This is a genomic window from Sphingomonas sp. Leaf28, assembly GCF_001421685.1.
Classification (GTDB): Bacteria; Pseudomonadota; Alphaproteobacteria; order Sphingomonadales; family Sphingomonadaceae; genus Sphingomonas; species Sphingomonas aurantiaca.
Genome location: NZ_LMKX01000007.1, coordinates 449,801 through 471,391 on the forward strand (window position 1 = coordinate 449,801; position 21,591 = coordinate 471,391).

Annotated in this window: 23 protein-coding genes and 1 riboswitch; of the genes, 14 read left to right on the forward strand and 9 right to left on the reverse strand. The window is 63.5% G+C overall.

Annotated elements, in window-relative coordinates:
- Positions 1-13: 13 nt before the first annotated feature.
- Positions 14-1,630 carry an NAD(P)/FAD-dependent oxidoreductase gene (locus ASE79_RS08485; protein ID WP_056414655.1) on the reverse strand — a complete coding sequence of 539 codons (1,617 nt, stop codon included), beginning with the start codon at positions 1,628-1,630 and terminating at the stop codon, positions 14-16.
- A 54-nt stretch (positions 1,631-1,684) separates the two neighbouring features.
- On the opposite strand from ASE79_RS08485, the gene cobO reads away from it, so the two are divergent.
- From cobO to cobS, 5 genes are all read left to right on the forward strand, one after another.
- On the forward strand, positions 1,685-2,290 hold the full coding sequence (gene cobO, locus ASE79_RS08490; RefSeq protein WP_056414657.1) for a cob(I)yrinic acid a,c-diamide adenosyltransferase: 606 nt from the start codon (positions 1,685-1,687) through the stop codon (positions 2,288-2,290).
- A gap of 179 nt (positions 2,291-2,469) precedes the next feature.
- Positions 2,470-2,664, forward strand: a riboswitch (cobalamin riboswitch).
- 176 nt (positions 2,665-2,840) lie between these two features.
- Positions 2,841-3,248 (forward strand): DUF1636 domain-containing protein, encoded by a 408-nt coding sequence (locus ASE79_RS08495; protein WP_056414660.1) that lies wholly within the window; start codon positions 2,841-2,843, stop codon positions 3,246-3,248.
- Positions 3,245-4,258 (forward strand): nicotinate-nucleotide--dimethylbenzimidazole phosphoribosyltransferase, encoded by a 1,014-nt coding sequence (gene cobT / locus ASE79_RS08500; RefSeq protein WP_056414663.1) that lies wholly within the window; start codon positions 3,245-3,247, stop codon positions 4,256-4,258. The genes ASE79_RS08495 and cobT overlap by 4 nt, the downstream gene beginning before the upstream one ends.
- Positions 4,255-4,824: a histidine phosphatase family protein gene (locus ASE79_RS08505; RefSeq protein ID WP_056414666.1), complete on the forward strand. Its 570-nt coding sequence runs from the start codon at positions 4,255-4,257 to the stop codon at positions 4,822-4,824. Before cobT ends, ASE79_RS08505 begins: the two co-directional genes overlap by 4 nt.
- Positions 4,821-5,540: an adenosylcobinamide-GDP ribazoletransferase gene (gene cobS / locus ASE79_RS08510; protein ID WP_056414669.1), complete on the forward strand. Its 720-nt coding sequence runs from the start codon at positions 4,821-4,823 to the stop codon at positions 5,538-5,540. Before ASE79_RS08505 ends, cobS begins: the two co-directional genes overlap by 4 nt.
- On the opposite strand, the gene ASE79_RS08515 is transcribed toward cobS, so the two are convergent.
- Genes ASE79_RS08515 through ASE79_RS08525 form a run of 3 tightly spaced genes read right to left on the reverse strand, consistent with a single transcriptional unit; the run spans position 5,505 to position 8,864 of the window.
- On the reverse strand, positions 5,505-6,974 hold the full coding sequence (locus ASE79_RS08515; protein ID WP_056414672.1) for a cobyric acid synthase: 1,470 nt from the start codon (positions 6,972-6,974) through the stop codon (positions 5,505-5,507). The genes cobS and ASE79_RS08515 overlap by 36 nt on opposite strands.
- Positions 6,962-7,897, reverse strand: coding sequence for an adenosylcobinamide-phosphate synthase CbiB (cbiB, locus tag ASE79_RS08520; RefSeq protein ID WP_056414675.1), 936 nt, complete (start codon positions 7,895-7,897; stop codon positions 6,962-6,964). The genes ASE79_RS08515 and cbiB overlap by 13 nt, the downstream gene beginning before the upstream one ends.
- Positions 7,890-8,864 carry an aminotransferase class I/II-fold pyridoxal phosphate-dependent enzyme gene (locus tag ASE79_RS08525; protein WP_056414678.1) on the reverse strand — a complete coding sequence of 325 codons (975 nt, stop codon included), beginning with the start codon at positions 8,862-8,864 and terminating at the stop codon, positions 7,890-7,892. Before ASE79_RS08525 ends, cbiB begins: the two co-directional genes overlap by 8 nt.
- 72 nt (positions 8,865-8,936) lie before the next feature.
- Here ASE79_RS08525 and cobU point away from each other — a divergent pair, with 72 nt between their 5' ends.
- The 3 genes from cobU (at position 8,937) to ASE79_RS08535 (ending at position 10,844) form a co-directional block, all read left to right on the forward strand.
- Complete coding sequence (gene cobU, locus ASE79_RS08530; protein ID WP_056414681.1) at positions 8,937-9,494, forward strand: bifunctional adenosylcobinamide kinase/adenosylcobinamide-phosphate guanylyltransferase; 558 nt, start codon at positions 8,937-8,939, stop codon at positions 9,492-9,494.
- A gap of 136 nt (positions 9,495-9,630) precedes the next feature.
- Positions 9,631-9,816: a hypothetical protein gene (locus ASE79_RS20925; protein ID WP_156359611.1), complete on the forward strand. Its 186-nt coding sequence runs from the start codon at positions 9,631-9,633 to the stop codon at positions 9,814-9,816.
- 377 nt (positions 9,817-10,193) lie between these two features.
- Positions 10,194-10,844, forward strand: coding sequence for a Crp/Fnr family transcriptional regulator (locus tag ASE79_RS08535; RefSeq protein ID WP_235516822.1), 651 nt, complete (start codon positions 10,194-10,196; stop codon positions 10,842-10,844).
- Positions 10,845-10,848: 4 nt separating this feature from the next.
- Here the strand turns inward: ASE79_RS08535 and ASE79_RS08540 are convergent, their stop codons facing one another.
- Positions 10,849-11,067, reverse strand: coding sequence for a hypothetical protein (locus ASE79_RS08540; RefSeq protein WP_056414686.1), 219 nt, complete (start codon positions 11,065-11,067; stop codon positions 10,849-10,851).
- Positions 11,068-11,348: 281 nt separating this feature from the next.
- Here ASE79_RS08540 and ASE79_RS08545 point away from each other — a divergent pair, with 281 nt between their 5' ends.
- The gene (locus ASE79_RS08545; protein ID WP_056414690.1) at positions 11,349-12,422 is read left to right on the forward strand and encodes a hypothetical protein; all 1,074 of its coding nucleotides are present in this window, start codon (positions 11,349-11,351) and stop codon (positions 12,420-12,422) included.
- Between the two features lie 275 nt (positions 12,423-12,697).
- Positions 12,698-13,570, forward strand: coding sequence for a hypothetical protein (locus ASE79_RS08550; protein ID WP_156359613.1), 873 nt, complete (start codon positions 12,698-12,700; stop codon positions 13,568-13,570).
- Positions 13,571-13,974: 404 nt separating this feature from the next.
- Here the strand turns inward: ASE79_RS08550 and ASE79_RS08555 are convergent, their stop codons facing one another.
- Complete coding sequence (locus ASE79_RS08555; RefSeq protein ID WP_056415769.1) at positions 13,975-14,457, reverse strand: DUF4142 domain-containing protein; 483 nt, start codon at positions 14,455-14,457, stop codon at positions 13,975-13,977.
- 1,361 nt (positions 14,458-15,818) lie between these two features.
- Here ASE79_RS08555 and ASE79_RS08560 point away from each other — a divergent pair.
- Positions 15,819-16,712, forward strand: a complete 894-nt coding sequence (locus ASE79_RS08560; protein WP_056414696.1) for a flagellin — start codon at positions 15,819-15,821, stop codon at positions 16,710-16,712.
- A 968-nt stretch (positions 16,713-17,680) separates the two neighbouring features.
- On the opposite strand, the gene ASE79_RS20930 is transcribed toward ASE79_RS08560, so the two are convergent.
- On the reverse strand, positions 17,681-17,842 hold the full coding sequence (locus ASE79_RS20930; RefSeq protein WP_156359614.1) for a hypothetical protein: 162 nt from the start codon (positions 17,840-17,842) through the stop codon (positions 17,681-17,683).
- 120 nt (positions 17,843-17,962) lie between these two features.
- Complete coding sequence (locus tag ASE79_RS08565) at positions 17,963-18,322, reverse strand: HIRAN domain-containing protein (RefSeq protein ID WP_162237026.1); 360 nt, start codon at positions 18,320-18,322, stop codon at positions 17,963-17,965.
- Positions 18,323-18,565: 243 nt separating this feature from the next.
- On the opposite strand from ASE79_RS08565, the gene ASE79_RS08570 reads away from it, so the two are divergent.
- Both ASE79_RS08570 and ASE79_RS20935 read left to right on the forward strand, forming a co-directional pair.
- Positions 18,566-18,991 (forward strand): hypothetical protein, encoded by a 426-nt coding sequence (locus ASE79_RS08570; RefSeq protein WP_156359615.1) that lies wholly within the window; start codon positions 18,566-18,568, stop codon positions 18,989-18,991.
- Positions 18,992-19,102: 111 nt separating this feature from the next.
- The gene (locus ASE79_RS20935; protein WP_156359616.1) at positions 19,103-19,273 is read left to right on the forward strand and encodes a hypothetical protein; all 171 of its coding nucleotides are present in this window, start codon (positions 19,103-19,105) and stop codon (positions 19,271-19,273) included.
- A 587-nt stretch (positions 19,274-19,860) separates the two neighbouring features.
- Here the strand turns inward: ASE79_RS20935 and ASE79_RS22060 are convergent.
- Positions 19,861-20,718 carry an HNH endonuclease gene (locus ASE79_RS22060; protein ID WP_056414707.1) on the reverse strand — a complete coding sequence of 286 codons (858 nt, stop codon included), beginning with the start codon at positions 20,716-20,718 and terminating at the stop codon, positions 19,861-19,863.
- Here ASE79_RS22060 and ASE79_RS21660 point away from each other — a divergent pair.
- Positions 20,695-21,591 (forward strand): hypothetical protein, encoded by an 897-nt coding sequence (locus ASE79_RS21660; RefSeq protein ID WP_235516878.1) that lies wholly within the window; start codon positions 20,695-20,697, stop codon positions 21,589-21,591. The two genes, ASE79_RS22060 and ASE79_RS21660, sit on opposite strands and share 24 nt — an antisense overlap.

The following is a 21,591-nucleotide window of genomic DNA, read 5'->3' on the forward strand; positions in this document are numbered from 1 at the left end:
CTGCTCGAGGCGATCAGGCGGTCAGGCTGAGCGCGACGGCCTCCGCGACCTTGATTCCGTCGACCGCGGCCGAGAGGATGCCGCCTGCATAGCCGGCACCTTCGCCCGCCGGGAACAGCCCGGCGGTGTTGAGGCTGACGAAATCGTCGCCGCGCGTGATCCGGACGGGTGACGAGGTGCGCGTCTCGACTCCCGTCAGCACCGCGTCGGGATGATCATAGCCGGGGATCTCGCGGCCGAACGCGGGCAACGCCTCGCGCAACGCGGTGATCGCGAAGTCGGGCAGGCATTCCGACAGATCGGTCATGTGGACGCCTGGCTTGTACGACGGGATCACCGCGCCGAGCGCGGTCGAGGCGCGGCCTGCGAGCAGATCGCCGATGCGTTGCGCGGGCGCCTTGTAGTTCGAGCCGCCCGCGACATAGGCGCGCGATTCCCAGTGGCGCTGCAGTGCGATCCCGGCAAGCGGGTGACCGGGATAGTCGCGCGCGGGATCGATGCCGATCACGATGCCGGAGTTCGCATTGCGTTCGTTGCGCGAATATTGGCTCATGCCGTTGGTGGCGACGCGGCCCTCCTCGGAGGTCGCGGCGACGACGGTGCCGCCCGGGCACATGCAGAAGCTGTAGACGGTGCGGTCGTTCTTGCAGTGATGCGACAGGCTGTACGCCGCCGCGCCGAGATCGGGATGGCCGGCGCAGGGGCCGAAGCGGGCTTCGTCGATCCACGATTGCGGATGCTCGATGCGGACGCCGATCGAGAACGGCTTGGCCTCGACATGGACGCCCGTGGCGTGGAGCATCTCGAACGTGTCGCGCGCGCTGTGGCCGACCGCGAAGACGACATGGTTGGCTTCGAGATAGTCGCCGGTGCTGAGATGAAGTCCGCGGAGCTGGCGGGTGCCGACCTCTTCGACGACATCGAGGCCGTCGACGCGGGTCGAGAAACGATATTCGCCGCCGAGCGCCTCGATCGTCTCGCGCATGCTCTCGACCATCGTGACGAGGCGGAACGTGCCGATATGCGGGTGCGCTTCGGTCAGGATTTCGGGCGGCGCGCCGGCCTTGACGAACTCGGTCAGGACCTTGCGGCCGAGATGGCGCGGGTCCTTGATCTGGCTCCAGAGCTTGCCGTCGGAGAAGGTGCCCGCGCCGCCTTCGCCGAACTGGACGTTGGATTCGGGGTTGAGCACGCTCTTGCGCCAGAGGCCCCAGGTGTCCTTGGTGCGCTCGCGGACGAGCTTGCCACGGTCGAGGATGATCGGGCGGAACCCCATTTGCGCGAGGATCAGGCCTGCGAAGAGACCGCAGGGGCCTGCGCCGACGACGACCGGGCGCGCGCCGGCATAGCTCGGGCCGCTTTTGGTGACGAAGCGATAGCCGGTGTCGGGGGTGCGCTGGACGTGGCGATCCTTGCGGAAGCGGGTGAGGACGGTGTCCTCGTTCTTCAGCGTGACGTCGACCGAATAGACGAGCTGGATGTCCATCTTGTCGCGCGCATCGTGCGCCCGCCTGGCGATCGTGTAGCGGATCAGGTCGCGCGGCGTCACGCGCAGGCGATCGCGGATCGCGGCGGGGAGCGCCTCGTCGGCGTGGTTGAGCGGGAGCTTGAGGTCGGTGATACGGAGCATGAGGCAGGCTCTAGCGCCGCGCGGCGCGATCCGCCATCGGGAGCGCGAGAGGACATGATCATGCGGACCGATGACGAGCAGAATGCCAAGAGCGCAAAACGCAAGGAGGTCCATGACCGGATCGTCGCGACCAAGTCGATCGAGAAGGGGCTGATCATCGTCCACACCGGCAAGGGCAAGGGCAAGTCGACCGCCGCGTTCGGCATGGCGGTGCGGATGATCGGGCATGGCCGGAAAGTCGGCGTCGTCCAGTTCGTCAAGGGCGCGATGGCGACCGGCGAGAAGGCGGTCTTCGACGCGTTCCCCGCGCTGTGCGAGTTCAAGCCGATGGGCGAGGGGTTCACCTGGGACACGCAGGACCGTGCGCGCGACATCGCGGTCGCACGCGCGGCGTGGGACGAGGTCAAGCGGATGATCGCCGATCCGTCCTATGCGATGGTGGTCGCCGACGAACTCAACATCGTCCTGCGCTACGACTATCTGCCGGTCGACGAGGTTCTCGCGGCGTTGGCGGCGAAGCCTGAGATGACGCATGTCGTTATCACCGGGCGGAACGCGCCCGAGGCGTTGATCGAGGTCGCGGACCTGGTGACCGACATGACTCAGGTGAAGCATCCGTTCCGATCAGGCGTGAAGGCGCAGCTGGGCGTGGAGTTCTAGGGGGGCGCGTCATACCCCGCGCCCGGCCGTCATCCTGACGAAAGTCAGGACCCAGGGTAACGAGCGCTACCCTTCTTGGCTCTGGGTCCTGACTTTCGTCAGGATGACGGGAGGGGTGGGGCTGCTGGCGCGGGTCCGACGGATGCTGCGCTGTCTTGCGTCACCCTTGTCGCGCGCGTATCGCTCGACCCGCGACAGGTTCCCCCGACGTTCGCGCCGAGGGGGATGAAAATGGGAACGGGAAACACCCGGCTGCCCCTGCAACTGTACGCGGCGAGCCACCGTGCCTCATGCCATTGGGATCATCCCGAGAAGGCGGCGCGGACGGCGTTGACCCGCGAGCCAGGAGACCTGCCCGTCGCGGTCGTCTTTCGTCCGGCCAGGGTGCGCCGAACGGACGGGTAACACCCCGAGCGACGACATCGCTTCGCGTCGCGCGGAGGCCGGAGGCGTGCGCCCTCGGCCCTCGCGCGGGGCGGGATCGACTGTCCGAAGGGGTAACCATGCCTGCATTTTATCGTTTTTCGTATCCGCACGCCCGAGCCTCCGCATGTTGAAGCAGGTCGAAGACGGCGTCGCGGTCGTCGCGTGCACCACCTGCCGCCACTCCGCCGACGCCCGCGACGACGCCGACGGCCAGCGCGGCGGGGCACGGCTCGCCAGCGCGCTGAAGGCGTTGCAGGCGAGCGATCCCGCTTATGCCGACGTCGCGGTGCAGGAGATGCCGTGTCTGTTCGCGTGCCAGGATTTCTGCACGATCCATCTGCGCGCGCCCGCCAAGGTCGGTTATGTGCTCGGCCGGTTCGAGCCCAACGAGGACGCCGCGCGCGCGATCCTCGATTACGCGAAGCTCTATGGCGAGAGCGCGTTCGGGCAGGTGCCGTTCAAGCAATGGCCGCAGGGCGTGAAGGGGCATTTCATCACGCGCACCCCGCCCGCCGGGTTCGTCGTCGAATGACGGCGTTCGCGACGCCTGCCGCATTTCTGGCGGCCTTGCGCGGGTTGCCGCAGCCCGACGCCGCGGCGCGATCCGCAGCGGTCGCGCGGCAAGCCGAGTTGACCAAGCCACCGGGGTCGCTCGGGCGGCTGGAGGACATCGCGGTGTTCATGGCGGGCTGGCAGGGCAACCCGCTGCCCCGGCTCGATCGCGGCTGTGCGGTCGTGTTCGCGGGCAATCACGGCATCGTCGCGCGCGGCGTGAGCGCGTTTCCTGCCTCGGTCACCGCCCAGATGGTCGCCAATTTCGAGGCCGGCGGCGCGGCGATAAACGCGTTGTCGCGTGCTGCAGGGCTCGACCTCAAGATCGTTTCGCTCGATCTCGACCGGCCGACCGCGGATTTCACGCAGGCACCGGCGATGACGGAGGACGAATGCCTCGCCGCGATTAACGCGGGTGCGGCGGCGGTCGTGGATGCGCCGAACCTGATCGTGCTGGGCGAGATGGGGATCGGCAATACGACGAGCGCGGCGGCGTTGTGTTTGGCGAGCTTCGGCGGGTCGGCACGCGACTGGGTTGGGCCGGGCACCGGGGTCGATAGCGACGGCATCGCGCGCAAGATCGCGGTCGTCGAGGCCGGGTTCGCGCTGCACCGCGACTCGCTGATCACGCCGTTCGATATCCTGCGGCGGCTTGGCGGACGCGAATTGGCGGCGATCGCGGGCGCGGTGGTTGGCGCGCGGCTGGCGGGCGTGCCGGTGATGCTCGACGGGTACATCTGTTGCGCGGCGGTCGCGCCGCTGGCGGCCGCGTGCCCCGACATCGTCGCGCACTGCCTCGCGGGGCATGTCTCGGCCGAGCCGGGCCACACCACGTTGCTGGCGCGGATCGAACTCGAGCCGTTGCTCTCGATGGGGATGCGGCTTGGCGAGGCGAGCGGTGCGGCGACCGCGACGTTGCTCGTCCGGGCGGCGCTGGCTGCGCATGCCGAGATGGCGACGTTCGCCGAGGCGGGTGTCTCGGCGGCGTGAGCGCGTCCATGCTGTACCTGATGCGGCATGGTGCGCCCGCGGTGACGGGGCGATTGCTCGGGCGGACCGACGATCCGGCAACCGAAGCGGGGATCGCCGCCTGCGCCGCGCGCGCCGCCGGGCTCGACGTCGCGCGGATCGAGGCGTCCGACCTGATCCGGGCGCGGGCGTGTGCGGAGGCGATCGGTCGTCCGCGCGGTTTGCCGGTTGTGGTGGAACCACGCTGGCGCGAGCTCGATTTCGGCGCGTGGGACGGGTTGGCCCCGGCGGCGATCGATCCCGCCGCGCTGGGCGCCTTTTATGACGATCCGGACGCTGCGCCGCCGCCGGGGGGCGAACGCTGGTCCGCGTTGCACGATCGTGTCGCGTGCGCGCTGGAGGCGATGCCGACCGTCTCGACTCTGGTCGTGACGCATGGCGGTGCGATCCGCGCGGCGCTTGCGGCCTTGTGCGGGTTCGATCGGCAGCAGATCTGGGCGTTCGACCTGCCTTATGCCGCGCTGGTGTCGCTGCGGGTCTGGCCGGGACCGACGCGAACCGTGCAGATCGTCGGGCTGGCGACATGACGCGGCTGATCGTCGCGTTCGGTTTCCTGACGCGGCTGCCGATGCCGCGCGTTGCAGCGGAGGCGGACGATTTCGCCGCGGCGATCCGGGTCTACCCGCTGGTCGGGCTCGCGATCGGCGTGTTTGTCGCGCTGGCAGGCTGGCTCGGCGCGCAGGTTGACCCGTGGACCGGTGCGTGTGCCGCGCTGCTGGCATGGATCGCGGTGACGGGGGCGCTGCATCTCGACGGGCTGGCCGACCTGGCGGACGGGCTGGGCGCAGCGCATGGCGATCGGACACGGCTGCTCGCGGTCATGGCCGATCCGCATATCGGCAGCTTCGGGGTCGTCGCGATCGCCGGCCAGATGATCGCCAAGCTCGTGTTGCTGCACGCCGCGGGGCGGGCGGGCTGGTGGGCGCTAATCCTCGTACCGTTTGCGGCACGGATGGGGCCGCTCGTCTGGGCGAGGCTGTTGCCGCCCTTGCGTCCCGGTGGCCTCGGCGCGGCGGTGGCCGGCGCGGTGCGCACTCGCGACCTGCTGGGCTGGGCGCTGGTTCTTGCGCTTGCAGCGGTGGCGGTGCCCGCGCTCGTCGTGCTGCCGGTGCTCGTTCTCGGCGTCGCGGCATGGGTGCGGCGGACGCTGGGCGGCGTGACCGGTGACGCGCATGGGGCCGGGATCGAGATCGTCGAGACGGGGCTGTTAGCCGCGATCGTGGTGGCCGGCGCGCTCGCTTAGCGCAAGCAGCGCATCGAGATCGACGTGGCGTTCGAGCGTGGCTGCGATCGCATCAAGCGCGGCGTCGATCGACGCGCCATGATCGGGCCCGCTTGCCGCGACGCCGAGCCGGGCCAGCCACGCGGCGCGTTGCTCGGCGAGCGCAAGGAGGCCGTGGACATAGCTGCCCGACACGAGCCCGTCCGCACTCGTCGCGCCCTCCGCGCTGCCGTCGGCGCGGTGGCCGACGGGGCGGGCGGTCGCCGACCCGGTCGTCACGCCCATGTGCATCTCATACCCGTCAAAGGCTGCGCCCTGGGCTTGGCCGAAGACCCGGTCTAGCGTCTTGCGTCCGGCGAGGACCGTATCGACGTCGAGCAGGCCGAGCCCCTCGACTTGGCACGCGGGGCCTTCGATCCCATCGGGGTCGGCGATGCTGCGGCCGAGCATCTGATAGCCGCCGCAGAGCCCGAGCACCGGCTTGCCGCGGCGATGATGCGCACGGATGTCGATGTCCCATCCCTGCGCGCGGACGAAGGCGAGATCCGGAATCGTCGCCTTCGATCCGGCGAGCACGATCATGTCGGCGTCGGGGATCGGCGTGCCGGGCGGCACCATCACCAGCGCGACGCCGGGTTCCAGCCGGAGCGGGTCGAGGTCGTCGAAATTGGCGATCCGCGGCGTGATCGGGCAGGCGATCGTGACCTGGCGGTGCGCACTGGCGGCGGGGCGTTCGAGGATCACCGCATCCTCGCTGGGGAGCCGCACCGCGTCGGCCAGCCACGGCACGACGCCGTAGCCGCGCCATCCGCTGCGCGCCTCGATCGCGCGGTAGCCGTCGTCGAACAGCGCGGGGTCGCCGCGGAATTTGTTGATCAGGAAGCCGTGGATCATCGCCGCGTCGGCGGGGTCGATCACCGCGCGCGTGCCGACGACCGCCGCGATCAAGCCGCCACGGTCGATATCGCCGACGAGGATCACGGGGACGTTGGCGGCGCGCGCGAAGCCCATATTGGCGATGTCGCCCGCGCGCAGGTTGATTTCCGCCGGACTGCCCGCGCCTTCGACGACGACGAGGTCACAGCCGGCCGACAGCCGTTCGAAACTGTCGAGCACGTCGACCAGCAACCCGTCGCGACCCTCGCGCCAGCGCGCGGCGGCGAGCGTGCCGCGGACCTGGCCGCGGACGATGAGTTGCGACGTACGATCGCCCTGCGGCTTGAGCAGGACCGGGTTCATGTCGACGCTGGGCGCGACGCGGCAGGCGATCGCCTGGGTCGCCTGCGCGCGGCCGATCTCGCCACCATCGGCGGTGACGGCGGCGTTGTTCGACATGTTCTGCGGCTTGAACGGGCGGACCGACAGACCGCGATTGGCGAACGCGCGGCACAGGCCCGCGACGAGCACCGACTTGCCGACGTCCGAGCCGGTCCCCTGGAGCATCAGAGCGCGCATGCGAGTCCTCCGGCAATGACGAGCAGCAACACGCACGCGCGTCGATAGACGACCAGCGCCGCGCGAAGATCGGCTGCGGTGGCGTCGGTGCGGCCATCGCCGATATAGGGCTTGGCGATGCTGATCCCGTCATAGGTTATCGGTCCCGCGAGCTTCAGGCCAAGCGCGCCGGCCATCGCCGCCTCGGGCCAGCCGGCGTTGGGCGAGGCGTGGTTGCCCGCGTCGCGCAGCATCGTCCGCCAGCCGCCACCGACGAGGCAGAGCAGCACGCCGCTCAGCCGCGCGGGGAGGAGATTGGCGATGTCGTCGGTCCGCGCCGCCGCCCAGCCGAACGCGCGCCAGCGGTCCTCGCGGTGACCGATCAGGCTGTCCGCGGTGTTGATCGCCTTGTACGCCCACAGCCCGGGCAGCCCGGCGACGAGCAGCCAGAACAGCGGCGCGACGACGCCGTCGCATACGCTCTCGGCAAGGCTTTCGATCGCCGCGCGCGCGACGCCGGACTCGTCGAGCTGCGCGACGTCCCGCCCGACGATCATCCCCACTTGCGTCCGTGCGAGTGCGAGATCCCCCGCATCGAGCGCGTCCGCGACGGGCGTGACATGATCGTGCAGGCTGCGCAGGGCGAGGCCGGGCGCAGCGAATAGGCCGATCGCGATCCAGGCGACTGATCCGAACAGGCTGCGAAGAACCGCGTCGAGCATGAGCGCGACGCCGACCGCGATACCGACGAGCAGCAGCATCGTCAGCACTCCCATCGCCCGGCGCGCAGCGAATGACCGCCGCGGATCGTTCCAGCGCGTGTCGGCGGCGTCGATCAGTCGCGCGAACCCACCGACCGGGTGCCCGATCCGGGCATAGATCGCGGCAGGCCAGCCGATCGCGGCGTCGATCAGCAGCGCGACCACCGCGACCGGCTCAGCCATGCGCGAGCGCCCGGTCTAGCCGCTCGAACGCGGTGTCGTCGCGCGGCAGACCGATGCGCATCCAGCGTGGCGCATGATCGAACGTGCGCGTCAGGATCCCGGCATGCGCCAGCCGGTCGAACAGCGCGGTCGCATCGTCGGTCTCGACCAGCCGGAACAGCGGGCAGGCGCCACGCGCGTGGAGTCCGTGCCGTGCCAGCATCGCATCGAGCCGCGCTGCCCGGTCGGTGCTGGCGAGGCGGGTCGCCGCGATCCAGCGCGTATCGCGGTACGCCGCCAATCCATAGGCTACCGCGCAGGCCGAGACTGGCCAGCTTCCCAACCGCTCGCGGACAGCGGCCGCCTGCGCCGGCGGGGCGATCATGAAACCGAGCCGGACGCCGGGCAGGCCGAACGTCTTGCCGAACGAGCGGAAGACGATGACGCGGTCGGATGCTTGGAGATGCGGGACGACACTGTGCGCGGGATGCAGATCGACAAAGGCCTCGTCGACGACCAGCCACGCACCTGCGCATGCGATCGCGATCAGCCGCTCGGGTGGGTCGAGCAGCCCGTCCGGATTGTTCGGGTTGGCGAGCAACAGCGTGCCGTCCTCGATCGTGTCGATCGCCGACCGGGGGACCGTGATGGTGTCGGCGAAGACGGCCGCGTGCGTCGCATAGCTCGGCGTCACGACACGCCGGGGGTGCGGCAGATCGAGACTGGCCAGCAGGCGGAGTCCAATCTCGCTGCCTGGCAACGCGACGACCCGCGCGGCGTCGGTTCCGAAGACCGCCGCTGCCGCGGCTTCGAGCGTGGCGATCGCGGCGGGCGAGGGCAGCGATGTGAGATCGACGGACGGCAACGGATCGGACCGCCACGCGACGGGATTGATCCCGGTCGACAGGTCGAGCCATGGGGTGGGCGCATCCGGGTACAGGGTGGCGGCGAGATCGATCCTCCCGCCATGCACGCGCAACCCCGTCATTTCACCCTTTCGCTTGATCTTGCGCCGCTCATCGTCATTCCGGGGGCGCGCTGCAAGTGCGAAGGAGAGACCATGCCGCCAGTGGAAACCAGCCCGTCGTTCGGGAAGAGCCTGTTCGTGCTCGGCGGCGCGCGCTCGGGCAAGAGCCGTCATGCGCAGGCGATCGCTGAAGCCGCCGCCGCGACCTCTGCGGGGCCGCTGGTCTATATCGCCACCGCGCAGGCGTTCGACGAGGAGATGCGCGACCGGATCGCGCGGCACCAAGGCGATCGCGACACGCGGTGGCAGACCGTCGAGGCACCCATCGATCTCGCCGCCGCGTTGCGCGCCGTGGACGGCGCGGACACGGTCGTCCTCGTCGACTGCCTCACCTTGTGGCTTTCCAACCTGATCCTCGGCGAGGTTAATATCGAGCGGGAAGTCGACGGCTTGCTGGCGGCGCTCGCCGGCCTCGAGGCACGGATTATTCTCGTCTCGAACGAGGTCGGCCTCGGCATCGTTCCCGACAACGCGCTCGCGCGCCGGTTTCGCGACGCCGCAGGGCGGCTGCATCAACGGCTCGCCGCGCAGGTCGATTCGGTCGATGGGGTGATGGCAGGCCTCGTCCAGCACTGGAAGCGGCCGGCTTGAGCGGAACCGCGCGCGTCGACGACGTGGCGCGGTCCGGTCCTATTTGCCACCTTGCCTGCGGCCATCGGGACTGATTAACCGCAGTCGAGCGCATCGATCCGGTCAAGTTGACGACGGTGCGTCAAGGGAGGTTAGAATGCAAAGCGGACCGCAGGCGATCGCTCGTCTGAAATCCATGGTCTTCCTCATCGAGGAGGCCTTGCGTATCGCAGATGAGGGCGACAATCCGCTGTTCGGCGCCAAGCTGAGCGACTGTATCGATTGTCTTCAGACCGCGCTCGATGACATTATCGGCGTGTCGTCGGTCAAGCCGCAACATTGACACTGCGGGAGGAAGATTGCTCTCGTTTCAGACACAATTGCTGCGACGGTCGATCTTGATTTACCCTACGGCAATGCCAGGAATAAATTAGGTCGGTCTCGCTATTCTCGATATTAACCTAAGTATATATCATCAGCAGATCAAATGTTACGGTCGACGTTCCGGGAATATGTTATCGCGACCTGCCGCCAGCCGATCAATGGGCGCTGACGGCTGGGAGAGATAGGTGATTTCGCTCAGGCTTCTCCGGGGAAACGCGTTTGAACGTTAGTCTGACGGACCACGCTGCCGTGGTTTCCCCTTTGGCCCCCCTTGCTTTGATGGTGCGGAAACTCGAAACGCATGCGGCCCTCAGCGAGGATGATCGCCGTGCATTGATGTCGTTGCCGTATACATTGCGCGTCTACGAACCGTCATCCTACCTTGTGCGCGAGGGCGACGCGCCCGAGCAATGCGCCGTGCTGCTGTCGGGCTTCGCGTATCGCCAGAAACAGACTGGGTCGGGGATGCGGCAGATCGTGTCGTTGCACATCCCCGGTGAGCCGCTCGACTTCCAGCACCTGTTCCTGGATGTCGCGGACCATAATGTGCAGACGCTGACTCGCGCCGAAGTCGCGACGATCTCACGCGTGGCGCTGCGCGAGCTGGCGCGGTCTCGTGCCTCGATCGGCCATGCGATCTTCGTCAACACGCTGGTCGAGGCATCGATCTTCCGTGAGTGGATCCTGAATATCGGGCGGCGCGATGCGCGGTCGCGGCTGGCGCATTTCCTGTGCGAATTCGCGATCCGGCTCGACATGCAGGGGGTGGTCGACGCCAGCGGGTATGAGTTGCCGATGAGCCAGGAACAGCTGGGCGATGCGCTGGGACTCACGGCGGTGCATGTCAACCGGACGATCAAGTCGCTCGAAGCGGATGGTCTGATCTCACGCAACCGCCGCCGGATCAGCTTTCCTCGTTGGGAGGCGCTTCGCGAGCTGGCCGATTTTTCGAGCCGCTATCTGCATCTGACGCAACAAGCATCGTGACGGGTTACCGATTGCGGGCGTGATCCACCGAATCGATGATGCGCCCGCCCGCCATGAAGACCGCGATCGGGCAGGCGGCAAACAGCATCCAGCCCCCATAACCGGGATATTGCTGGAGATAGTGCATGCCGCGTTCCACCGCGCCAAGGCCGAGACCGTAGATGACGAGGAAGGCCTCGAACTTGGTCTTGATGATGAAGAGGCGGCTGAAGCGGGTCCACATGATCGCGCCGGAGCAAGAAGGGTGCCAGTGGCTGGAATCGGCCGTTTCCCCGCTGCGCAACATGGTTAAGTGTCAATTAACCCGACAGGGCAGAACTCTGCGTTTCTGACGCGAGAATACCGGAAAACCTCCGCTGTTTCCACCGAGACAAAGGGTGCGAAATGGAAAACCGTCAGAGCCTAATTCCAGTTAATTCGTGGCCCGCGCCGGATCCAGCGAGCCCGTACTTCTGCCACGGCCCGACGCTAGTAAGCTTCAGCGGCGGTCGGACATCGGCCTATATGCTGTGGCTGATCCTCTGCGCCCACGGAGGGCAGCTCCCCGACTACGTGTATGTCGCGTTCGCCAACACCGGCCGCGAACATCCTAAAACTCTTCGTTTCGTGCACGAGGTTGGAACTCGGTGGGGCGTAAGGATCATCTGGGTGGAATGGCGCCCGCCGGGCGAGATCGCGGCCAACATCGTATATCCGCCGGAACTGCGCCTCGTGCGTGGCCTTGATAAGGAGGAACGCGCTCGACGTGTCTCTGCCCGCAAAAGCCATCGCGACTTAGCTATGGCTGCCACCCGGTTCGAGATTGTCGGGCTCAACAGCGCCGACACAGAAGGCAAGTGGTTTGCCGAACTGATCCGTCGCAAGCAGTTCCTGCCGAACGCCGATATGAGGTACTGCACGGAGAAGCTGAAGGTCGAGACCATGAAGTGGTTCATGGTCTCCCAAGGATACACCACATGGTTCAATATGGTTGGGCTGCGGGCCGACGAGCCGAGCCGGGTCCTCAAGCAGGTCCTGCGTAACCAGTCTGGTCTAGAGCGTTGGGTGTCGGGCGCCCCGCTGTTCGTCGGCGGGGTCGTCGAGCGGATCGTTTTGCGGTTCTGGCTCGGGCGCAACGTCGACCCGGAGCGCTTGACCCATCCTTTGCCCCAAGGGTTCGATCTCGGCATTCGTTCCTATCGCGGCAACTGTGTCGACTGCTTCCTGAAGGGCCGGGGAAAGCGCGCCCGAATCTATCGGGAAGACCCGTCGGTTGCGCACTGGTCTCTGGAACAGGAGAGGCTGGCGGTTGACCGCCGCGACATCCGCACGTCGTACATGAAGCGCTTCGACAAGGACGAAAGCGTCGCTGAGCTTCTGCATGCGGTTCAGCATTCGCCGGAACTTATCCCGTTCGAAGAGGGAGCCGACAAAGAGATCGATTGCACCGGGAGCATTTGCGCCGGTGACGAGGCCGGGGAGGCGTTTGACGATAGCGCGGTCATCTGGCTCCGCGATCGTACGAACCAAACGCTTGCGATGCCGCGGCCAGTGGCAACTAGCGCTGTCCTCCGCGATCTATTCTCGGAGGCAGCATGACACGGATTGTCCGAAGCTGCAGCTGCTGCGGCGAGCCTGCTGCTCACGTCCGGCGCGGCTCGCTCTTCTGCTCAGCCTGCATTCTCTACGGCGAAGACCAGCCGCCCGAGCCAGAGCCTCGCCGCATGATCATCGACACCCGCTATCCCAACCTCAGGAGCGCGAGAGCATGATTTTGGAATCAGCAGCAGCGGGCTGCGCGGGGACTACGATTGAAAGGATCACTTGCTGTTAATCCAAGCATGCGACACGCTTCGCGAAACGCGGGGTGTATAATGGCTGACGACAAGAAAACTGCCGAACCAAAGGCAGACGGAGCTGTAGCTGAAAAGCTAGTATGCGGGATTATTATGCCGATTGCTGGGGACGGTGATTACACCTCGGAGCACTGGCGCCGGGTTCAGCGAATAATCGTGCGGTCGATCGAGAAGGCGGGGATGACGGTCCGCCTAGTCTGGGAAAGCCCCGAAGTCGACGTGATTCACGCGCGTATCCTGCAAGGTATCTATGAGTCGGACGTAGTCGTTTGCGACGTGAGTGGCCTCAATCCCAACGTTATGCTGGAACTGGGGTTACGCCTCAGCACGAAGCGTCCCACCGTTGTTATAACAGATAGCGTTAAAAAGCCTCCGTTCGATATTGGCGTGTTTCAATACCACTCCTATCAGCGCGACTTAGAATATAATGCCGTCGACAGTTTCATAGATGAGATTAGTAAGAAGATTACCCAGGTTGCGGAAGCGTTCGAACAAAAACGATATAAATCGTTCGTGGAAAACTTTACGTTTGAAGTGGTCGAGCCAACGGAGGTGTCAGTACCGGCTGACGTCGCGATTCGTGAGCGCATGGAATCCTTCTCACGACAGCTATCGAGAATAGAAAAGTTAATCGGGGCCGAGCAGAGGATCGAGGCTCGATCTGAGGCGGTGACGATGACGTGGGAATCCTACTGCACTGAGGAAAGTGCGAAACAGATTGTGTCCACACTTACGCGTGATCGGCGCGTGCTTGGCGTTGCGCATAATCAAATCGGTCATAAGGCCTCTTTCACAGTCGCGATCAGTTCAACGATAACGCCCGTCGAGTTGGCCGCATTGCGAAAATGGATTCAGGATACAATTGACCATCTTGAAGATATCCCTTTTTAAGCTGCCTTACGAGCCGAACTCCGGCCATTCCTCATCAGTAGGTGCCGGGTCACGCTATTTGGACGGCGGGGGTGCGGGAGTGGGAGTCACCGGTTTCATCCAAGGACTGACCCATTCAGGGCAGGCGGGGTTTTCCTCGGGGTGTTCGTACCCATCGCAATTAGGTGCGGGCATGCCGGGCGTCACGTAGCCTGGGCCGCGAGACGCACAGGCCGCGAGTGAGAGTAGCACTATCAGTGGCGCGTGACCGCCATTCGCATCCGTGTTTTCACGTCAGCTCCCCTCTTAAGCGCCCGATTCTGGCCCTTCCTCATCAGGATAGAACGCGCGGGAGTTAGACGGCTTCGAATTGCGTCTGCCATTCGGAAGAGCCCGGTCGGCCGCGGCCGACCGGGCTCCTTAGGTCACATCGACGAAAGGGTCTGAATGTGATGCTGGACAACAGGAGCGATCTTCGCTGCTGTCTGCTTCAACGCTGGTGCGGTTCCGGTCTGAGCGTAACCCTGATGAAGTTCGAGGGCGGTCTGGTGCGCTGCTTTCTGCTGCTTGACGTACAGGGTGTCGCGCGCACTACCGGTGGTGGCCTTCAGCGCCGCGATATTCCGCGAGCCCATTGCGTCAAGCATCGGAGGCTTCGGCTTGAGGTTTGACTGCATCGCGGCGGCTTTAACTTCGGCGGTGCTCTTCGTATGATCCGCCACCATCATGTTTGCGAACTGCTTCATTGCCGGATTTTTTGTCGTTGCCAGAACCAGTTTGCTCGACTGGATTTCGTACTGGTCACCCGCACCGGCCTTCATCACGTAGGTCGCAGGCGAAGGCGTTGCTTGTGCCATTGCAACAGTGGGAAGGCCAAGCAGCGCTACGGTGAGCATTACTTTTTTCATTTCGGTTCTCCTGAACGTCGCGTCGACGTATCGGGCCAACCGCCACGCCGCTGGGGGGTTCCAGGGCATAAAGTGCAATCGTACTGAGCCAAAGCAGTAGGCCGGGGGATCCTGTTCAACGAGCGTTGTTACAGGATCGGAAAATACCATTGGCTGAGACACTACGACCGGGCGCGTTCGAGATCACGGCTTCCGAGGGGAGGGTGCTGGTCGAGGCACCCGGTGTCGTTGCAACGCTCGACGTCGAGGCCGTATCAACTCTATCCGATCAGCTGCTCGCCGCGTGCGGATCGGCTAGGCTCCAGCAGCATCGCGCGGTTGGTCAAGCGCCGAACTCGGAGCCCTCTTCGTCTGGATAGAACGCGTGGGGATCGTACACCGGTCGCTGCGCAACCCGTACCCGAGGGGTAAGGGTCTCATACTGATGAAACCGTTCGGAGATTAGCTCGCAAGGCGCATCTTTGGCACCCGGCTTGGCTGCGACCCTCGATGTCGAGACGGCGTCGCTGCTATCTGCCAAGCAGCGTGCGGATCGGCTCGGTTGCAGCAGCATGCCGTGATCGGCCAGCCTCGGAACTCGAGTTTAACTAACCGCGATAGAATCGCCGCAAAAGGAATTGTTATTTAACCTAAGAAGCTGAGCTTCTCAAAAGAGAAGCTCAGGCTCGGAAGATTAATACGCCGCCTGGCAGCGTACGCGTTGGCACAGCGTTTCTAGGTTCCCAGTCGGGAGTTCAGTGAAAGGATTGTCACCGTTATTGGTGCACTCACTGAAAGCACGCTCATAATACGAATCGTATGGCCCGCCATAGGATCCGCCATTCTGAGCGAGCGCTATGCGTTCTGCCGCAGCACGACATGGGAGCGTGGCCTGAGCCTTCGCTTCACCGCCGCCAAAAGTGACGACTGAGGTGCTCGCAGCAAATAGGGCAGCAAGCGCAATGATAATTTTCACGATGTCATCTCCCAGAGCCGGAACGACCCGGTATGAGAAGATCATACGTTTTGAAACTGGTCAATAAACCTGCCGCAATATGTTTAGTTCACGCCCCCAAATTCGGGGCCCTCATTATTGGGGTTAAAGGCGTGCGGATCGTACACCGGTCGCTGCGCCGGCCGCATCTGGCGGGGGAGGGGCGGGCTTCGGAACATCAGGGACCGGTTCGGGCAGGGTAGGCAACCCGCCTGCGAACCGGATCCGGATATCTGCCCTGTACTCAGGCGCAGCCTAGCGCGAACGACGGTCACAGAAAATCTTATCGCCGCCGCTTAAAGGTTTCGTTCGGCTGCCGTTACTCCCTCTGACAAATCGGCATTCCGCCACGGGGGCGGCGCGGATTGTTGTAGAACAGGAGTCACGCATGACCGTCATTGGCACCAACATTTCGGCACTTCGCGCTACGAACGCGTCGACCAAAGCATCGGGCTTGCTTGCGACATCCATGGAGCGACTGTCGACCGGCAAGCGTATCAATTCCGCCAAGGACGATGCTGCTGGCCTCGCCATCTCGTCGTCAATGACGTCGCAGATCAAGGGCATGAACCAAGGCGTCCGCAATGCGAACGACGGCATCTCGATGGCGCAGACCGCCGAGGGCGCACTCGACGAGGTCAGCAATAACCTGCAGCGGATGCGTGAGCTCGAAGTTCAAAAGTCCAACGGTACGTATTCGACGAGTGACATCGCTAACATCAAAACCGAGCAGGACGCGCTTGCTAAGCAGATTTCGAACGTCCTCACGAACACGAGCTTTAACGGCGTCAAACTGTTCGATGGCACGGCCGCTGTAGCTCCTGCCACGACCACCACGGCGAAGACGATCAAGGTGCAGGCTGGTGCAAACGCAAGCGACTCTATCGATCTGAACCTCGGGAGCAGCCTGAGCGAGGCCGCGACCGGTTCCGGCTCCACGTTGACCGGCGGCGGCGTCGGCACGGTGGTCGTTGCTACGACCACGAATGGCACGACGACCGTCGCGGCGGGGGGCACGCTGCAGAACTACGACGATGCTATTTCCCTCGTGTCCAATCGTCGAGCGTCGCTTGGCGCTGCTCAGAACCAGCTTCAGTCGGCGGTTAACAACCTGACCTCGAACGCGACCAATCTGTCAGATGCCAAGAGCCGTATCGAAGATACCGACTTCTCGGCAGAAACGACTGCTCTCGCCAAAGCGCAGATCCTGAGCCAGGCATCGACCGCGATGCTCAGCCAGGCTAACCAGAGCCAGCAGAGCGTGCTGAAGCTTCTCGGCTAAGTTTACGCGACCGTTGCCCCCAACTTAACGGTCGCGTATTTCCGCTGTTCGTGTGATCCGGATGGCGAGCCCCGGCAGTCTAGGCTGCCGGGGTTTTCGTGTTTTCCTTACCGGCAGTGAGGGCAACGGACAATACCTTCATCTATAGCCCGTCAAACGAGCACTCGCGTCGTCAGAGGTCATTTTGGCCTGTCGCATCACGTATCTTAATGCGGGTGCCATCTAAGCCCCGAACTCCGACCCGCCCTCATCAAAATTGAGTGCGGGTGAGGTGATACCTCAAGTCATTTCCGACCAACTTCCGTCGGTGGTGGGCCCGTAAAGGCGCGCGTCGCGTTCGAGCCTTGATTGGAACCGATTATGGCTTGTGAACCCGAGCGCTTGCCTACGAACGTCGAAGCTGAAGACGGATTTGTTTTTCTCAACGATGTATCAGGACCGTTGGCGATGACACCGGAAGACGCCTTGGCTTTGGCGGACGGTTTAACAGACGCGGCCGCTACAGCTGTTGGGCAGCAAGCTATCGCTAAGCTCCAGCGTGGCGAGGAATGGATATAACTACGCCGGCATTTAAAGAACGGCTACGATCAGCCGGGATATTGCGGTAGCGCTCGTGGCGCTTTATTCGAGCTCCCATGGGGATACGAGATACCCTGCGCGATGCGTTCGTGCAGGCGGGGCAACGAGGCGAGCACACCATCAGTTGGCGGCTTCGCATTGGATCGATACAGCAACTAGCTGATGATACCGAACGCGTCCTTGGGTATAAACCTAAGGCGCTAAACTCGTTCCTTGGTTTGCCTATAGACGTCTGCCCAATTGGCGCACCGAATGAGCTCGTAACCTCGATAGGGGCTGTAACGCTAGATATGAGGCCTGATTCGACAACTGTGCGCCGCTGACGCGCTACGGTCTTGCGTTCATCGGTATCGAAGCTGGCCCCCCGGACGGCACAGGGAACTTGTGCCTCAGGACGGATGCGATTGTTCGGCCTCAAGTGTGTCCGCTGATCGATCAAGCGCTTCTGCGACCTGCTCAATTGCGTCGCTGAGCACGGTTCCTGCCATGCTCGCGTGAAGGTCTCGATATTCCTGCGCCTGCTCGCGCAATTCTTTGGGCGTCTTAGTCATGTGACATAGGTAGCGGCATCAACCTTTACGTGGCATGACGCATTTTTACTACGCTGCCTTGCTAAAAGTACCAATCTGCTTGTCAGGATGGCAGTATCGCACCGTTGCGCGGGCTCCCGATCATGCACCGAACTCCGGGCCCTCGTCATCAGGGTAGAACGCGTGGGGATCGTACACCGGTCGCTGCGCTGGCCGCATCTGGCGGGGTGGCGGACGTTTCTCGCCGTCGGGGACGGGCGGGGGCAGGGTAGGCAACTCACCTCCGAACCGGATCCGGATATAGGCCCCGTTCCCGTGCATCGCCTGGAAGACCGCGGTCGCGTCGTCTTCCTTCATCCGCTTGCCGATCAGCGGCGCGCGCTCGGCGCTGACGTAGCCCAGCTGCGTGCCGCGATCGCTGAAGATAGCGACGGCATTCGCGTCGAACGGGTTGGTCGGCTCAAGCCGCAGTTCGATCAGGTCGCCCGGGGCGCACATCATGCACCAGTTCCTCTTACTCGCGTCCTCGTTCGGGAGGTCTATGCCGACGATGGATGTGGTAAGTTCGTCCATACGGACCGTTTTTCTCCATTCGCGCGGCCGGAAATAGGCTTTTGGTTAAGGACGGAGTAAGTTCTTTAATTAATGAAAATTCGACACAAATCTTAGAATCGAGCAGCCTAACTGCTTTGCGCAATTGGACATGCACAGATAAGCCATTGCAAAAGGCGAAGCGAGGCGGGAATGGATCTTTACGATAGTTCAGGTAACCGGGTTGGTTCGTTAGGTGGCGGGCTCGATTTTAGCGGATGTCTCACGACAGTGGTCGGCCTATTTATCATATCGACCGTCATTAAAGCGCTTACGCCTTTTTGGGCGATACTGCGCGGCCATGGCATACACCCAGTGTTTATCATTGCTCTTTTTGCTGCTATTGCAATTGCTATCCTATTCGTCATTGGATGGCTCTTTCGATTTGCGCTTGTGCGCGCGACTTTGGCGGGGTGTGTAGTCGCTGCGGGCGGATACGGGATATTTTACTGGATCATGGGTATGTCGGACTGGATTTGGGCCAGCGCCGGTTTGGTGATCTTTGGCGTCTTTGCATTCAGGTTCGTGAAGTGGGCGTACAGTCTCGAGGGTGACTTGGCAGAAGTCTTTTTCCTTTAGCTCTGGCCTCACCTCTACCAGATGGTCGGGGAGGAGACTGTCGGAGCTGGCTCGCACCAGCCCCGCGGGGTGGTATATCTGATGTCATCTACCAGCTTCTAGGAACTGACGATGGACACGCCCAAGAGGATCATTCGCCTTGCTCGCCAAGAGACGCGAGCGGGGACTTTCGACCAGGCCAATAGCATGACGCAGCACGAGCGGCGCGCTAGGTTTGCGATGGCAATCCATCACCGCTGGCTGCGCGTCATGAACAATGGCTCGATCACGACGCTGATATAAGCTCCGAACTCCGGCCCTCCCTAATCAGTAAGTGTCGGGTCACGCTATTTGGACGGCGGGGGTGCGGGAGTGGGAGGCACCGGTTTCATCCAAGGGCTGACCCATTCAGGGCAGGCGGGGTTTTCCTCAGGGTGTTCGTACCCATCACAATTAGGTGCGGGCATGCCGGGCGTTACGTAGCCCGGGCCGCGAGACGCGCATGCCGCGAGTGAGAGTAGCACTATCAATGACGCGCTGACCGCCAGTCGTATCCGTATCTCCACGTCAGTTCCCCTAATACCCCGATGCGGGCGTCTACTCATCACGATAGAACATAGTTGCAGAGCAGCCGCCTATGGGACCATCGTTCGTGATGGGCGTTACGGTCAACGGCACGGATGTCGTCAAATTGGACGATGCAGCGATCATTCGCCTTGTTGCGGAGGCTATCCGGCAGACGCGACCGCCTTGGTACGAGCGTCCCCGTTTTCGTTCATGCTGGGCGGAGCGGGCGCGGTGATCACCGGAGCGGCCGGCGCCGGCATCGCCCACGCCTTGGGCTGGTCGTCGCTCACCTACGTCGCGACCCGAACTCCGCTACTTCCTCATCAGGATGGAACGCGCAGTGATCTCGTTGCGCTGACTTCCTGGTCCGCTTCTGCAGCGTCGACGCTCAACTGTAGAGCGGCGTTAAATGCGCTGCGATCGGCCCCGTAATGAGCTCGACGGTGACAGTTTGGACAGATCCCGCCAACATGTCGGGGGTCGTCAGGTCCGCCATCGCTCAAACGCCGAATGTGATGCGCCTCTAGGTATGGTCGGCCCGACGCCGTCGTAAATGGGGCCGCGTCGCCACAAGCCTCGCAAACCCCGTCGGCGCGAGCGAGCACGTAGTCTCGCACGTCGCGGCTTCGAACAAAGACCGTTGCCGCGGGCGAGGCCTGCTTGCCGGTTGCCGGAGCTGCCGCTGCCAGCGCCCGCTTACGTAGTTCGGGCAGGCTGATGGCGGGCGCCGGCGCAACGGCGACGTCACCTGCTTCAATCTCAAGCTCGCGAAGCGGAACGAGATGAAACACTATCGCGTCACGCTCGACTCCATCGAGACCGTTCTGTCGCTCCATCTCCCAACCAGCGCACGAGAATAGGCCTTCGAACCGTACTAGGCCGCCGCGCTTCTGTTGCGAGAATATCAAAAGGTCCTTCCCGTCAGCGGCGTGATCACGGATGGCCGAGTTGCCGGAGACCATTCGCATATCGCCGACCTGGCCTTGCCCGGTGTACCGGAACGAGCCGTCGCTCTCGTATCGGTCCTTGTACCCGATGATACCGGCTCCATGGCCGGTAAATATGAAAATGCCCGGTGCCGCACGCGGCGTTGATATGCCTCCCTGCTGCTGCCCACCGAATGGCGTGTGGAGGTCCGCTCGACGGACGTAGTTTTGATGGATGACGAAGGGCCAATGCATTCGAGCAGGAACCGGGCGGCGGGAGAAAACGCAACTGATTCGTATTGCTGGGACGAAGGACTGGCTCGCCGCATTATTATCGAGACCCTCTGCCAAGGTGGTCGGCTTTCACGAAGCGCTGGTTTAGCGCATGATGTTGCGATGCCAGACGACACTCATTTGCAGAACCCTAGTATTCCCGACGCCGAACTTCGGGACCTGATGAAGCAGTCCCTTTTCGTGCTCGATAGCAAGAAAGACAGCGCTGTTGGGTGGTTAGGAGCCGCCTTCGCAGCATTCAATGCGGCCGCCCTTGCGACGGCGCTAACTTTCGCCGAAAAGATGGACCACCCCGTCGTCGTATGCGCGCTCTTCCTGACTTCCCTGCTGCTGATCTTCGCGACTGGCGTTGCGTATGCGTACGCTTTGTCAGAGATCACGGATGCAGTTAGTGAGAATACCCAGATTTTTAACGTCAGTCGTCCCAACATCGACGATGAAAATTATGCCGAGAAACTCGGCATGTTGGACAAGCTTGGTGAAAATTTGCATCCGACGATCATCATCGCGTTATTAGCCGGTGTTTTTACTTTGGCAGGTGTTGTGACCTTCTCGTCAGGTATCGAAATGACGAACCCGGCGAATGATAGGCGTTGCTTAGCTATTCAGCACGATATGTTGTCCGCGAGTCCCCGTCGCAGCGACAGCGCGGACCTCTTTCAAGCTCTCGGATGCCGGCCACAAGGGGAAGGTAGCGTATTTGCTAAGCCCCGAACTCCGGCCCTTCTTCATCAGGATAGAACGCGTGAGGATCGTACACCGGTCGCTGCGCCGGCCGCGCCTGACGCGGGGGAGGGCGTTTCGGGATATCAGGGACCGGGTCGGGCAGGGTAG